Below are 15,018 nucleotides of genomic sequence, written 5' to 3' on the forward strand. Positions count from 1 at the left end.
CGTGCACGCGACGGGGGCGGCGCCCGTTTGGGACGCCGCCCCTTTACGTACCTGACCGGGGGTTACTTGACGTTGACGCCGGTCCAGGCGGCGGCCACGCGCTTGTACTCGGTGGAGTTCGCGCCGTAGAGGTCCTTCGCGGCGCTCAGCGTGCCCTTACGGGCCGCCTTGTAGTTGGTGGTCGACGTGAAGTACGTCGTCAGGGCCTTGTACCAGATCTTCTCGGCCTTGCCGCGTCCGATGCCGAGGACCTTGGAGCCGTCGGCGGTCGGCGAGTTGTAGTTGACGCCGTTGATCCGCTTCTTGCCGCTGCCCTCGGACAGCAGGTAGAAGAAGTGGTTGGCGATGCCCGAGGAGTAGTGGACGTCGACGTTCCCGGCGTTGCGGCTCCACTTGTCCAGGGAGCCGCCGTCCTTGCTCGGCTTGTCCATGTAGCGCAGCGGGGAGCCGTCGCCGTTGATGTCGATCTTCTCGCCGATGAGGTAGTCACCGACGTCCTTGGGGTTCTTGGCCTTGAACTCCACGGCGGTGGCGAAGATGTCGGAGGTGGCCTCGTTCAGGCCGCCGGACTCGCCGCTGTACTCCATGTTGCCGGTCGCCGAGGTGACGCCGTGCGTCATCTCGTGGGCGGCGACGTCGATCGAGGTGAGGGGCTTCTTGTTGCCCTCGCCGTCGCCGTACGTCATGCAGAAGCAGCTGTCGTCCCAGAACGCGTTGACGTAGCCGTTGCCGTAGTGGACGCGGGACGTCGCGCCCTTGCCGTCGCCGTTGATGCCCTTACGACCGTGGACGGACTTGTAGTAGTCCCAGGTGAGCTGGGCGCCGTAGGCGGCGTCGACGGCGGCGGTCTGCGCGTTCGACGGCTTGCCGTTGCCCCAGACGTCGTTGGCGTCCTTGAAGAGCTTGCCGGTGCCGCTCTCCGCGTGCTTCAGGTCGAAGGTGCGGTGGCCGCCGCGGGCCGTGTCGGTCAGCTCGTAGCCGCTCGCCACCTTCTTGGAGCCGACCTTGACCTTGCCGCTGTACTGGCTGTTGCCGGTGCCGTTCTCGATGGCCTGGTACTCGTACAGCTTCTTGCCCGTCGCGGCGTCCGTGATGACGTGGAGCCTGCTGGGGGTGCCGTCCTTCTGCACGCCGGTGACGACGGTTTCGTACGCCAGGACGGGCTTGCCGGAGGCGGCCCAGATCACCTTGCGCGGCGACTGCGCGTCGGCCTCGGCGGTCTTCGCCTTCGCGGCGGTCGACTCGGCCGACTTGGCCACGGAGGACTTGGTGAGCTTCGCGTCGGTGGAGGCGACCTTCACGGTGGCCTCGGTCGCCTTGGTGACGCTCTTCACCTTGCCGCTCTTGGCGGTGTGCACGACGAGGTCGCCGCCGAGGACCGGCAGGCCCTCGTAGGTGCGCTCGTAGCGGGTGTGGACGGTGCCGTCGGCGTCCTTGACGACGTCGCGGACGACCAGCTTCTCCTTGGCACCGAGGCCGATGTCGTCGGCGGTCGCCGATCTCTCGGCGTTCGCGTCCTGGAGGAGATCCGCGCGGGCCGACGCCGAGAGGGCCACGGGCGAGCCGGACGGCTCGGTGTCGTCGCCCGGCTGGGCGGAGGCACCGGTGGTCAGTCCGGTGGTGAGCAGCGCTCCGGCCGCGACGGCGGTGGCGATCGCGAGCGTCGAACGCTTACGGAATATGTGAGAGGTCACGCAGGCTCCATCTGTGGGGGCCCGGGAGGCATGGAGGGCCGCCCGGAGCAGAAGAAAGACGCGATGCGGGCGTGCAGCTCGTTGCTGTACGTGCAGCGTGTTGCGGGGGAGCGTGTCATTTCAACCAGGTACATGTCAGCATTTTGACTGGATGTTGGCCGGAAATGGTCCGTTGAGCGATGGTCGGCATACGCAATGCGGACAGAACACGCACGTGGTCGCATCCGGCACCGGCCACCACAGTCGGACTTCGGCCACGTGGGAGGCATGAGGTAAGAAGGCACCCGTGACCGAACCGCCGCCCCAGACCGCCACCCAGCACGCGTTCATCGCGCTCGCGCCGCCCGACGACGCGAAGAACGAGCTGGCGCGCGCGTTGGGGCCGGCCTATGCCGAACATCCCGAGCTGCGTTGGAACCGGATCGAGGACTGGCACATCACGCTGGCGTTCCTGGGTGAGCTGCCGGTGCAGACCGTCGAGGGGCTTCGTGCGCCCCTCGCCGATCTGGCGGCCGCCCGCCCCTCTCTCGAACTGTCGCTGGCCGGTGGCCGGCACTTCGACGAGCGAGTGCTGTGGAGCGGCGTCGAGGGTGATCTCGAAGGACTGCACGAGCTGGCCGAAGCGGTACGGGCGCTGGTCAGGGAGTGCGGTGTCGTCTTCCCGGAACGTCTGCTGCGTCCCCATCTCACGCTGGCCCGCGCCCGCCGCTACGACAACGCGTCCGTCTCGGCGGTGGCCGACCGTCTACGCGGTTTCGCCGGACGACCCTGGCGGACCGAACGCCTCCACCTGGTCGGCAGCACGGTGAACGGTCACCCGGGTCCCAGGCGCTATCAGGACATCGACGCGTGGACCCTGGTCACGGGGAGCCCTTGTACGGAGGCAGCGCCGCGTCGAGGGTCTCGCGGATGACCTCGTAACAGCTGCAGGCGTGCGCCTGCAGGCGGGGGCGGTCCAGAATGGTGATCGTGCCGCGGCTGTACTGGATGCAGCCGTCCGCGGCCAGCGCGCCGGCGACCTCGCTGACCGAGGACCTGCGCACGGCGAGCATCTGGGCGAGGAACTTCTGTGTGAGTTCGAAGCGCTCGCTGTGCATGCGGTCCGCGGTCATCAACAGCCAGCGCGCGCAGCGCTGATGGGTGCGGTGGCCGCGGATGCAGGCGGCGTTGCGTGCCAGTTGGGTGAACATCGACTGGGTGAAGCGCTGCAGTGCGTGTTGCAGCTGTCCGTCCAGCAGGGCGATCTCATGACGGAACCGGTCGGCGCCCATGCGCAGGGCGCGGCCGGGGACCTGGCACAGCGTGCGTTCCGTGGCGGTCGCCAGGCCGAGGAAGACGGGGAGGCCGACCATGCCCTCGTCGCCGACGGTGGCGACCTCCACGGTGGGGCCCTCCAGGTCGGTGACGATCGAGCACACCCCGATCAGCGGGAAGTACACGGCGTCGATGCGCTCACCGGGGCGGTACAGCACATGACCGGCGGTCAGTTCGACCGGTTCCAGATGGGGACGCAGATGCTCGCGGGCAGGCTCGGGCAGGGCGGCGAGGATGCGGTTGCTCACCGGGTCGTACGAGCCGTCCGGGTTGTACGGGCCATCCGGGTCGCTCGACATGAGGTGCGCCTCTCGTCCTGGGTCAGGTGGCCATAGCCGGAGGAATCACGGCCGCCCAGGGCGGCAACGACACCCGCAGCATGTCCGCGGCGCCCGGCACCATCACCAGGCTGACCAGCGCGTGCGCCAGCACCGGCAGGGGCAGCACGAAGTCTATGCAGCCCGTGGCCATCGCGGCGCTCGGCATGCCGGACGCCTCGGACGTGGCGAGGTCCTGGGCCAGCGCCCGGCCGCCCGCGCCCCGGACATGGCGTACCCCGAGGGCCCCGTCCTGCTGTCGGCCGGTCAGCACCGCGACCAGCAGGCGCGGGCCGAACGCTGCCGCCGCGGAGGCGAACATCGGGTCCGCCTGACAGTGGTCGTGCACGGGGTGCAGCGTCACCGTGCCCTCCGGCGAGAACGCGGCCCAGCGGCCTGCCGGCACCACGTGCACCACACCGGGTGTCAGCCGGTCGGCGTCGCGCAGCAGGCGCACCGGCAGCGCGGAGCGGTACTGCAGCACCTTCACCAGTGAGTCGACCTGGCGCACCGGGCGGTGCTGCACCAGCACCAGCGCGGCGGGAAACGAATCGGGCAGCGACGACAGAATCTCGCGGTAGGCGCTCACGCCGCCGAGCGACGCGGTCATGCAGACCACGTCGAAGGCGGCGGACGGACTCTGTTCGGCAGCGGACATAAGGGCAGTCTAATGCCCGCCACCGAACACAGCGTGCGTGCCCCGTCGAACCGGACATCGGCTCGGCATGGAAGCGTCACCGCCACTTCCGCGCATTTGGCAGCACCGATCGGTGCGGAACGGTCAAATGCGGGTACTCCGCTTCGACAGTGGCGTTCGGGTTCTCAGGCGTCCCGTGCGCAACACATCGCAGCAGAGGAGATGACATGGAAGGCGACCACCCCGTGAAGGCCGCGGTGGAGAAGCTGAAGGACACGGTCACGGGGGGCCAGGGGCCGGAGGAGGGCGTGCCGGGCAAGCCCAATTCCGAGTCGCCGACGGTGGTCGAGCCGACCGAACCGCGGGAGCCGCTGCCGCCGAAGGCCGACCAGACCGGTCCGAAACCCGTGAGCCCCACGGGTACACCTTCGCGTGACGGTCGGGCGGCTTCCGCGCAGCAGGGCGAGTGGCTGACGACCGCGCAGGGCGACCGACTGTACGACACCGATCACTCGCTCAAGGCCGGTCCGCGCGGGCCCGTCCTCCTCCAGGACCATCACCTGCGGGAGAAGATCACCCACTTCGACCACGAGCGGATCCCGGAGCGGGTCGTCCACGCCCGCGGCGCCGCCGCCCACGGCGTGTTCCGCGGGTACGGCAACGCGGCCAATGTCACCAAGGCCGCCTTCCTCGGCGAGGGCATGGAGACCGAGGTCTTCGTCCGGTTCTCCACCGTCCTCGGCTCGCGCGGCTCGGCGGACACCGTCCGTGACACCCGCGGGTTCGCGACGAAGTTCTACACGACCGAGGGCACCTTCGACCTGGTCGGCAACAACATCCCGGTGTTCTTCATCCAGGACGCCATCAAGTTCCCGGACGTCATCCACGCCGGCAAGCCCCACCCCGACCGTGAGATCCCGCAGGCCCAGAGCGCGCACGACACGTTCTGGGACTTCGTCACCCTGCACTCCGAGGCCACGCACCACACCCTGTGGAACATGTCCGACCGGGGCATTCCCCGCTCGTACCGGATGATGGAGGGCTTCGGGGTCCACACCTTCCGGCTGGAGAACGCGGCCGGGGAGACCACCCTGGTGAAGTTCCACTGGAAGCCGCGGCTCGGTGTGCACTCCCTCGTCTGGGAGGAGGCGCAGATCGCCGGCGGCGTGGACCCCGACTTCCACCGCCGCGACCTCGCCGACGCCATCGAGGCCGGTGCCTACCCCGAGTGGGAACTGGGCATCCAGACCTTCCCCGACACCCCCGAGCAGACCTTCGAGGGCATCGACCTCCTCGACCCCACGAAGATCGTGCCCGAGGAGCTGGCGCCGGTGCAGCCCATCGGGCTGCTCACGCTCAACCGGAACCCGTCGAACTACTTCGCCGAGACCGAGCAGGTCGCCTTCCACGTCGGCCATCTCGTCCCCGGCATCGACGTCACCGACGACCCGCTGCTCCAGGGGCGCCTGTTCTCCTACCTCGACACCCAGATCAGCCGGCTCGGCGGGCCCAACTTCGCGCAGTTGCCGATCAACCGTCCGCACGCCCCGGTCAACGACATGCTGCGGGACGGCATGCACCAGACGGCCGTGCACCGCGGCGTGGCGCCGTACCGCCCCAACTCGCTCGACGGGGGCTGCCCGTTCACGGCGGGCGCCGACACCGGTGCGGACATCGATGTGCCCGTCGCGCTGCCCGCGTCGCGCAAGGTGCGCGAGGCGCCCGCCTCCTTCGACGACCACTTCAGCCAGGCGCGCATGTTCTGGCTGAGCATGAGCGCGCCGGAGCGCGAGCACATCGCGAACGCCTACTCCTTCGAACTCGGCAAGTGTTACGAGCAGGCCGTCAAGGAACGCGGTCTGCAGGCCCTGGCCAACATCGACTCCGAGCTGTGCGCCCAGGTCGCCACCGCCCTCGGGCTGCCCGCCCCCGCCCCGACCGAGCCGCTCCAGGACGCGCTGCCCAGCCCGGCCCTCTCCCAGATCGGCCGGAGCTGGCCGCTCGACGGCCGGCTCATCGGCATCGTGACGGACGGGGCGACCGACCTCGACGGCGTTCGGGCGGTCCGGCAGTCCGTGCTCGACGGGGGCATGGTGCCGCTGGTCATCGCACCGGCGGGCGGAAAGCTGGACGCGGAAGGTGAACCCCTGACGGTGCAGCGCACGTTCGCGACAGCACGCTCCATCGAGTTCGACGCCCTGCTCGTGGTGGGCAGCCCGGCGGCCGGCGCGGACGCGCTGCCCGCGCGGGACGCCAAGGCGAAGACCGCCACCGGCCCCGACCCGCGGGTGCGGCTCCTGCTGGACGAGGCGTTCCGCCACGGCAAGGCCATCGGCGGCTGGGCCGGGGCCGAGCAGGTTCTCGACGCCGCGGGCGTGCCGTCCGACGCGCCCGGCGTCGTCCTCGGTTCCGGTGGCGCCGCGGTGCTCGACGAGATGCGGACGCTGCTCTCGCAGCACCGTGTCTGGGAACGCTTCACCACCGAACTGGGCTGACCGCACCACACCACAACGCGCAGCGCTGCGCGTCCCGGGCGGGACGCGCAGCGTCGCGCGACGAACAGCGTTACTTCAGGCCGCGATCCAAGGCGTTGAACAGCGTGTTGTTCGAGGTGTCTCCCGACATCTCCCAAATCATTCCGCCGAGCAGACCCTTGGACTTGATGTACTGGGTCTTCTTCTCGATGGACCAGGCGTCGTCGAAGGACCACCACTGGCCGTTCGCCCCGGTGTAGCCGTACGTGGAGATGGACTGTTCGTCGTGGTAGACGGTCAGGTTCGGGAAGGCGGCGACCAGGTTGTCGTAGCCGCGCGTGCCCGCCTCCTCCTGGAACTGGCCGGGCGCGGCGCCGTTGGCGCTCTGCCACTCGCCGTGCGCGCCGCCGTCGGCGACCTGCTGCCAGCCGCGCCCGTAGAACGGGAAGCCGATGGTCAGCTTGCGCGGCTTGATGCCCTGGTCGGTGTACGCCTTCACGGCGTCGTCGATGCTGAAGTCGGTGGGGTACGGGCTCTGTGCGTCCTTATACAGGTTGGCCTGGTGGCCCGTGCGGTTGGGTTCCCAGGAGTTGTCGCTGCCCGCGCCGTGGAAGTCGTAGCCCTGGACGTTGCCGAAGTCCAGGTACTTGAAGACCTCCTTGAGCTCCCAGCCCTCGTTGATCTTCTTGGGGTCGGCCGGGGTGAAGGCGGTGAGCAGCCGGTGGCTGCCGCCGAGCGCGTCGAGCTGCTTGCGGAACTCGGCGATCAGGGCGGTGTTGTTGGCCTTGTCGTCCGTGCTCCAGTGGTTGCCGGGGTGGCCGTCCGGCGATCCGGGCCACTCCCAGTCCAGGTCGAAGCCGTCGAAGATGCCGGCGGCGACGCCGTCACCGCCCGCTCCGTTGTACGCGGGCAGGTTGCCCTTGATGTACATGTCGATGCAGGACTTGACGAACTTCTTCCGTGATTCGTCCGTCTTGGCGACGTCGGAGAAGTACTTGGAGTAGGTCCAGCCGCCGAGCGAGACGACGACCTTGAGGTTCGGGTGCTTGGCCTTGAGCTTCTTCAGCTGGTTGAAGTTGCCGCGCAGCTTGCCCCAGCCGTCGTCGGCGACGCCGTCCACGGACTGTCCGGCGGGGAAGGCGCGGCCGTAGTCGGCCTCGGCGTCCCCGGCTCCGTCGCCCTGGTTGGGGTCCTGGGGGTTCTGCGTGGTGCCCTTGGTGACGCCGTTGAGGCAGGTGAGGTTCTTGGGGTCGATGTTGGCGAAGGCGTAGTTGATGACGTCGAGCTTGCCCGCGGCGCCGGACGTCTCCAGGTCACGGACGAAGTACTGGCGGCCGTAGATGCCCCACTGCACGAAGTAGCCGACCTTGGCGTAGCCGCCCTGGCCGACGGATTCCTTGGTGGTGACGGTCAGGGTGTTGCTCGCGGAAGAGGCGTTGTCGGCGGCGTCCCGCGCCTTGACGGTGAAGGAGTACTCCGTGTCGGGCGTCAGGCCGGTCACCGTGCTGGTGAGGGTGTCGGCGGGGAGGCTCTCCACGAGGGTCGTGCCGCGGTAGACGTCGTACGCGGCGACGCGCTGGTTGTCGGTGGCCGCGTCCCAGGCGAGCTTCACGGTGCTCGACGTGACGTCACTGGAGCGGAGGTTGCGGGGCGCGGTGGGGGGCACGGTGTCGGTCGCCGGGTCCACGGTCGTGGCGCCGACCGGGGCGCTCGCCTCGCCGGTGTTGCCGCGCGAGTCCTTGGCGCGGACGCTGAACTGGTAGGCGGTCGCGGGTTCGAGGCCGCGCACCGTGGCCTGGGTGGTGGCGCTGGCCGCGACGACGTCGGTGCCGCGCAGCACCTCGTACGAGGCGACGGGGAAGTCACCTTGCGCGGCCGCCGTCCACTTCAGGCTGACGGTACGGGCGGTGGCGTCGGCGACGCTCAGGTTCGTGGGCGCCTTCGGGGGCACGGCCGCGGTGCCGTCGCACTTGTCGCCGTTGATGAGGCAGCCGGTGGGCGGCTTGAGCTGGCCGCTGCCGCGGAAGGTGTAGCTGTACGGCTCGGTGTCGCGGCCCGCGGGGACACGGGCGTTGTAATAGGCGGGCGTCACGACGACGTGCTTGCCCTTGATCTCGGCGGTGCCGTGGGTGTGGTCGCTGATGGTGACGCCGTCGGGCAGGTCGAACTCGAGGGACCAGGTGCTGACCGCCGTGTCGCCGCTGTTCTTCACGACGAACTTGCCGGTCCAGGAGGTGCCGCTGCCCTCGCTGACGAAGGTGGCGGTGAGCTTGGCGGCCGCGACGGCGGGGGCCGCGAGTGCGGCGAGTCCGGCCAGCGCCAGTGCGAAGACGGCCAGTACGGCGATGAGGGATCTGCGTAAAGGTCTGCGTAGGGGTCTGCGTAGGGACACGGCTCTCCTTGGGGAGGTGAGGACGCGCTTCCTGTGCGGTACAGACCTTTCAGGGAACCACTGCTCGTGAGCATGTCAACGCGGACGAGGGGGTACGCGGGCGTACCAATGCGTGGCGCGGGGCTCCCGCTCATGTCCCCGCGTCCGGAAAGGGCACCAGAAAGGACTGGACCAATGCGGCGACATTTTGCTCGCCCTTGACTTGGCCGAGCCGACGTCAGTGATCGTTTTGCTACGGCAACATTGCCGCCTCGTACAGCAGCATTGCGATCTCTCCGGCGATATTGCGGCCTCATGGCGAAACCGGCGAAAACCTGGTGCGGCCGCCCAGTACGGACCAAGCTCACATTCGACCCGTACGCTCCGCAGAAAGCACCACCGCCACATGTACCCCACCTGTTCGTCCGGCGCCGTGACGGCGCGTCCCACGCATGTGGTGAGGGGGCGGTCCGCACCGTGCGCTACGTGATGCGCAAGGCGGGTGGCTGGCTCCTGATGATCGCGGTCGCGACCAACGCGACGTACCTCCTGGCCAGTTGGTTCCTCGACCCGCGTGCGAACTACAAGGAGCTGCGGCCCGCCCGCAGCGAGGCGCAGATCTCCCACGCCCTCGCCCCGTACAACTTGGACCCCGGCGTGCCGTTGGTGCAGCGGTGGTGGAACTGGCTCACCTCCGTGACCCTCCACTTCGACTGGGGCCGGTCGCCCACCGGCGTCTCCGTCAACGGTGAGGTGGGCCACCGCGCGCTGGTCAGCGCCGAGTTGGTCGTCACGGCGACCGTGCTGTCCGTCGTGATCGGTGTCGCGCTCGCCGTCTACACCGCCGCGCGTCAGTACGGTCCTGCCGACCGCGTCTCGCAGGCGATATCCATCGCCCTGTTCAACGTCCCGACGCCCGTCGCGGCGCTCGCCGTGGTCTTCGTCGCCATCTGGCTCAACCAGCACGCCGGATTCCACTTCCTGTACGTCGCCGGGGAGAACTCGCCCGACGTGGAGGGACTGCTCCCGACGCTCGGTGACCGCCTCCTCCACCTGATCCTGCCGACGCTCACGCTGACGCTCATGGGGTACGTGAATTATCACCTGACACAGCGGTCCCTGCTGCTCGACACGGTCAACGCGGACTTCGTGCGCACGGCCCAGGCCACCGGCCTGACACGGAGCCAGGCCGTGCGCAGACACGCGCTGCGCGCCGCGCTGATCCCGACGGCGGCCTCCGTGGCGTTCAGCGTGCCCGCCGTCTTCACCGGCGCCGTCATCACCGAGTCGATCTTCGGCTGGAACGGCATGGGCCGCTACTTCAGCCAGACCATCAGCCAGAACGACGTGCACGGCGCGGTCGCGACGGCCGCGTTCGCCGCGGTACTGACCGCGGTCGGCGCGATCCTCGCGGACATCGCCACGGTCTTCCTCGACCCGAGAGTGCGGGTGAACTGACATGGCGACCGTGACCGATACCGTTGCCGTCCCGCCGCGTGCGGAGCTCGGGCGCGGCCGGCTCTACCTGCGCCGCTTCCTGCGCAACCGCCTCGCCGTCGCCGGGGTCGTGATCTTCGCGCTGCTCGTGCTGTTCAGCCTCTTCGGCGGCCTGTTCACGTCCTACACCCACACCGACGCCGACTTCACCGCCCTCACCCGACCGCCGAGCGACGTGCACTGGTTCGGCACCAACCAGGGCGGCAACGACATCTACGCCAGCGCGGTGCACGGCCTGCGGCGGTCGCTGGTGATCGCCGTGAGCGTGTCCGTCCTGACGATCGTCGTCGCCGCGGTCGTCGGCGCGGGGGCCGCGTACTTCGGCGGCCGGGTGGAGAGGCTGACGCTCGCCGTCATCCACTTCCTGCTGATCGTCCCCTCGTTCCTCATCCTCGCCCTGGTCTCCAACCACCTCGCCGGTGACTGGCGCGCCCTCATCCTCGTGCTGACCCTGTTCGGGTGGATGTCCACGGCCCGGGTCATCTGGTCCGTCTCCACGTCGCTGCGCGAGCGGGACTACGTGACGGCGGCGGAGTTCATGGGTGTACATCCCCTGCGCATCATCCTGCGCCACATCATCCCCAACCTCGGCTCCCTGCTCATCGTCAACCTGACGCTCGGCGTCGTGGCGACCGTGCTCAGCGAGACCGCGCTCTCGTTCCTCGGGTTCGGCGTCCAGACGCCGGACGTCTCCCTCGGCACGATGCTCGCCGACGGAGCGACCACCATCACCAGCGCACCCTGGCTCTTCGCCTTCCCGGCAGGCCTCGTCGTCCTGCTCACCGTGTCGATGACCTTCATCGGCGACGGACTGCGCGACGCCCTCGACCCCACCTCTGTGACCGGCGCGGCGGGAGGCCGACGATGACACTCACCACGACACGGCACGACGGCCCCTCCCCCGTCGGCGCCGCCGCCCCCGTGCTGTCCGTACGGGATCTGCGGATCTCCTTCCCCTCCGAGGCCGGGCCCGTCGAAGCGGTGCGCGGCGTCAGCTTCGACCTGCTGCCGGGACGCACTCTCGGCATCGTCGGAGAGTCCGGCTCGGGCAAGTCGGCCACCGCGATGGGCATCATGGGGCTGCTGCCGCCCACCGCCGACGTGCGCGGTCAGGTGCGGCTGGGCGACCAGGAGCTGACCGGCCTCGACGACCGGGCGCTTTCGCGGATACGCGGCAACGCCATCGGCATGGTCTTCCAGGACCCCCTGTCCGCGCTCACCCCCATCTTCTCCGTCGGCCGCCTGCTCTCGGACGCGCTGCGGGTCCACCAGAACCTGCCGAAGAAGGCGGCCTGGGAGCAGGCCGTCGAACTGCTCGACCTCGTCGGCATCCCCGACGCGCGGCGCCGGGCCGCGTCCTTCCCGCACCAGTTCTCCGGCGGCATGCGCCAGCGCGTGGTCATCGCCATGGCGATCGCCAACCGGCCGCGGGTGCTGGTGGCCGACGAGCCCACGACCGCGCTCGACGTCACCGTGCAGGCGCAGATCCTCGACGTACTGCGTCTCGCGCAGCGGGAGACCGGCGCCGGGCTCGTCCTGATCACCCACGACCTGGGCGTCGTGGCGGGCCACGCGGACGACGTCGCCGTCATGTACGCGGGGCGCTTCGTGGAGAAGGCGGACGTGCACGGGCTGTTCCGGCGGCCCACGATGCCGTACACCACACGGCTCCTGGCGGCGGTGCCGACCGTGGACGGCGGGGTCCGACGCCCGCTCGTCCCGATCGGCGGCGAGCCGCCCACCCTGTCGGGCCTGCCCGACGGCTGCCCCTTCGCGAGCCGGTGCGCCGTCGCGCTGGACGCGTGCCGCGCCGAGGAACCCGAGCTGCGCCATGTCACCGGGCACGGGGACGTGGCGTGCCTGCGGGCGGCCGAGATCGCGGACGGCACGCTGGACCCGGCCGGGGGCGCCGTGCCTGCCGCCGGGGAGGCGGACTCCGGGCGCGTCGCGGACGGCGATGTGGTGCTGCGCGTCGAGGACCTGGTGAAGACCTTCCCCGTCACCAAGGGCGCGTTCCTCAAGCGCAGGGTCGGCACGCTGCACGCGGTCAACGGGGTCGGCTTCGAGCTGCGGGCCGGGGAGACGCTCGGTCTCGTGGGCGAGTCGGGCAGCGGCAAGACGACGACGCTGATGGAGGTCCTGCGGCTGAGACGGCCGGAGGGCGGGCGGATCGAGGTCGGGGGGATCGAGGTCGGAGCGGCGGGCACGGGTGTCACTGCCGCGTCCGGCGGGCGCGGACGCACCCTGCGGCACGACGTGCAGATCGTCATGCAGGACCCGATGGGCGCCCTGGACCCGCGCCTCACCGTCCACCACCTGCTCGCCGAACCCCTGCGGGCCGTGGGAAGCGACCGCGACGCCATCCGTTCCCGCGTCCACGAACTGCTGTCACTCGTCGGTCTCGACCCCGCGGTGAGCGACCGTTTCCCGGCCGCGCTCTCGGGCGGCCAGCGCCAGCGCGTAGGCATCGCCCGCGCCCTGGCCACGGACCCGAAACTGCTCGCCCTCGACGAGCCGCTCTCCGCCCTGGACGTGTCGGTACAGGCCGGGGTGATCAACCTGCTCGGCCGGCTCAAGCGTGAGCTGGGCCTCGCCTACCTCATGGTCGCCCACGATCTCGCCGTAGTCCGCTACATCTGCGACCGCATCGCGGTGATGTACCTGGGGCACATCGTCGAGTCCGGTGACACGGAGACGCTCTTCTCCGACCCGAAACACCCGTACACACAGGCGCTCCTGTCGGCGATCCCGATACCCGACCCGGAGCGCGAGCGCACCCGTGAACGGATCGTCCTGGACGGCGAACAGCCCAGCGCCACGGACCTGCCGCGCGGCTGCGTGTTCGTCGACCGCTGCCCGCTGTACCGGACCGCCGGCGACGACGTCAGGGAGCGCTGCCGTACGGAACGCCCCGCGACCAGGCCGGTGCCGGGGCAGCGCACGCACGCATACGCCTGCCACGCCGCGTAACCCCCACCGCCACCCCATCCCGCATCTCATCCCCACCCCACTTCAACGCAAGGACGCTTTCCCATGCGCGCAAGACTGGCCCTGCCCGTCGCCCTCATAGCAGCCATCTCCGTCACCGCCACCGCATGCCAGTCCGCATCCGGTGACGGCGCAGGGACGGACGCCGAGAAGACCCCGGCCGCCGCTTCGGGAGCCGCCGACTACAACCCGACGCCGTACGACGAGCTCAAGGACGGCGGCACCTACACGACGGCGGGGACGTTCGACGACCAGGGCAATCCGTTCCACGTCAACGGCACTCTGCAGGCGACCCGGGTGTGGGCCTGGTACAACGCGAACGCGATCACCTTCTCGCCGACCGGCGAAGTGCGGTACAACCCGGACTACTTCAGCGACGTGAAGGTGTCCGTCAAGGGCGGCGACCAGAAGGTCGTCCTGACGATCAACGAGAAGGCCGTCTTCAACGACGGAACACCGATCGACTGGACCGCGATCAAGGCCACCTGGAAGGCCAACAACGGCTCCGACGAGGACTACGCGGCCTCGGTCACCGACGGCTACAGCCAGATCACCGACGTCGCGCGCGGCAAGGACGACAAGCAGGCCGTCATCACCTTCAAGGGCGTCAACGCCTCCTGGCCGAACCTGTTCACCACGTTCCTGCACCCGAAGGCGGCGAAGGCCGACAACTTCAACAAGGCGTACGTGAAGAAGGCGCACCCCGAGTGGGGCGCGGGCCCGTACACGGTCGGCAAGTGGGACACCCACTCGGGCAACATCACCTTCGTCCGCAACCCGAAGTGGTGGGGCAGGAAGGGCAGGCTCGACAAGCGCGTCTACGTGAACCTGGAGCAGACAGCACAGGTCAACGCGTTCAAGAACGGCCAGCTCGACTACGTCTCCGCGGTCGACGCCGAGAGCCTGAAGCAGCTGAAAGGGCTCAAGGGCACGGAGATCCGCAGCGGTGGCAGCCCGTTCGTGTACTCGCTCTACTTCAACGCGAAGTCCGCCGCCCTCGGGGACAAGGCGGTGCGGAAGGCGATCCAGGAGAGCGTCGACCGCAGCCAGATCGCGAAGATCCAGTTCCAGGGCCTCGACTACGGGGAGCCGCTGCCCGGCTCCGCCTTGCTCTACAGCTTCCAGAAGGGGTACGCGGACAACGTCTCGGCCGTCCTGAAGTACGGGCCCGACCGGGCGAAGAAGGAACTCGACGCGGCGGGCTGGAAGCCCGGGAGCGACGGGATCCGTGAGAAGGACGGCAAGAAGCTCGAGGTCGGCTACACGATGGTGGGCGACGAACCGCTGGACAAGGCCAACGCCGGCGCGCTCGCCGCCATGCTGAAGCCCGTCGGCGTACATCTCTCCGTCAAGAAGGCCGACCCCGCGGACTGGGCCGACATCATCAACGAGCGGAAGTTCGACCTGATCATCTCGGGCAACCGCTCCACGGACCCCTTCGGGGCCCGCTACCTCTGCGAGACGTACTGCTCGGACCGTGACTCCAACCTCACGGGTGCCGGGTCCCCGGAGCTGGACAAGGAGATCCGCGCGACGAGCGACATCGCCGACCCGGACCAGCAGACGGTGGCGGCGAACAAGCTCGAACGCAAGGCCCTCCAGGACTACGCCCGGCTCCCGCTCTTCAGCGGCCCGTCGACGTACAGCGTCAAGAAGGGCCTGGCGAACGTGGGCGCGACCATCTTCTACAACCCGCTGCCGGAGACGGTGGGCTGGGAGAAGTAGG

10 protein-coding genes are annotated in these 15,018 nt (G+C 69.4%); 6 read left to right on the forward strand and 4 right to left on the reverse strand.

Annotated features, from left to right (window positions below):
- Nucleotides 1-62: 62 nt before the first annotated feature.
- Entirely contained in the window at nt 63-1,694 is a 1,632-nt protein-coding gene (locus DEJ49_RS02270; protein WP_150182123.1) for a M4 family metallopeptidase, read from the reverse strand.
- 286 nt (nt 1,695-1,980) lie between these two features.
- Here DEJ49_RS02270 and thpR point away from each other — a divergent pair, with 286 nt between their 5' ends.
- Complete coding sequence (gene thpR, locus DEJ49_RS02275; protein WP_150182124.1) at nt 1,981-2,607, forward strand: RNA 2',3'-cyclic phosphodiesterase; 627 nt, start codon at nt 1,981-1,983, stop codon at nt 2,605-2,607.
- On the opposite strand, the gene DEJ49_RS02280 is transcribed toward thpR, so the two are convergent.
- Together DEJ49_RS02280 and DEJ49_RS02285 are read right to left on the reverse strand one after the other, a co-directional pair.
- Nucleotides 2,555-3,307, reverse strand: a complete 753-nt coding sequence (locus tag DEJ49_RS02280; RefSeq protein ID WP_150182125.1) for a Crp/Fnr family transcriptional regulator — start codon at nt 3,305-3,307, stop codon at nt 2,555-2,557. The genes thpR and DEJ49_RS02280 overlap by 53 nt on opposite strands.
- A 22-nt stretch (nt 3,308-3,329) precedes the next feature.
- The gene (locus tag DEJ49_RS02285) at nt 3,330-3,983 is read right to left on the reverse strand and encodes a chemotaxis protein CheB (protein WP_150182126.1); all 654 of its coding nucleotides are present in this window, start codon (nt 3,981-3,983) and stop codon (nt 3,330-3,332) included.
- Nucleotides 3,984-4,189: 206 nt separating this feature from the next.
- Here DEJ49_RS02285 and DEJ49_RS02290 point away from each other — a divergent pair, with 206 nt between their 5' ends.
- A complete protein-coding gene (locus DEJ49_RS02290; protein ID WP_150182127.1) occupies nt 4,190-6,457 on the forward strand; it encodes a catalase in 2,268 nt (755 codons plus the stop codon).
- 70 nt (nt 6,458-6,527) lie between these two features.
- On the opposite strand, the gene DEJ49_RS02295 is transcribed toward DEJ49_RS02290, so the two are convergent.
- Entirely contained in the window at nt 6,528-8,828 is a 2,301-nt protein-coding gene (locus DEJ49_RS02295; RefSeq protein WP_150182128.1) for a glycosyl hydrolase family 18 protein, read from the reverse strand.
- Between the two features lie 468 nt (nt 8,829-9,296).
- On the opposite strand from DEJ49_RS02295, the gene DEJ49_RS02300 reads away from it, so the two are divergent.
- The 4 genes from DEJ49_RS02300 to DEJ49_RS02315 all read left to right on the forward strand — a co-directional run bounded on the left by DEJ49_RS02300 (nt 9,297) and on the right by DEJ49_RS02315 (nt 15,017).
- On the forward strand, nt 9,297-10,265 hold the full coding sequence (locus DEJ49_RS02300; RefSeq protein ID WP_150187992.1) for an ABC transporter permease: 969 nt from the start codon (nt 9,297-9,299) through the stop codon (nt 10,263-10,265).
- A 1-nt stretch (nt 10,266) separates the two neighbouring features.
- Entirely contained in the window at nt 10,267-11,172 is a 906-nt protein-coding gene (locus DEJ49_RS02305; RefSeq protein ID WP_150182129.1) for an ABC transporter permease, read from the forward strand.
- Nucleotides 11,169-13,274, forward strand: a complete 2,106-nt coding sequence (locus DEJ49_RS02310) for an ABC transporter ATP-binding protein (RefSeq protein WP_150182130.1) — start codon at nt 11,169-11,171, stop codon at nt 13,272-13,274. Before DEJ49_RS02305 ends, DEJ49_RS02310 begins: the two co-directional genes overlap by 4 nt.
- A gap of 63 nt (nt 13,275-13,337) precedes the next feature.
- Nucleotides 13,338-15,017, forward strand: coding sequence for an ABC transporter family substrate-binding protein (locus tag DEJ49_RS02315; protein WP_190329241.1), 1,680 nt, complete (start codon nt 13,338-13,340; stop codon nt 15,015-15,017).
- The last annotated feature ends 1 nt before the right edge of the window (nt 15,018 follow it).

The sequence above is a fragment of the Streptomyces venezuelae genome (assembly GCF_008642335.1).
Classification (GTDB): Bacteria; Actinomycetota; Actinomycetes; order Streptomycetales; family Streptomycetaceae; genus Streptomyces; species Streptomyces venezuelae_F.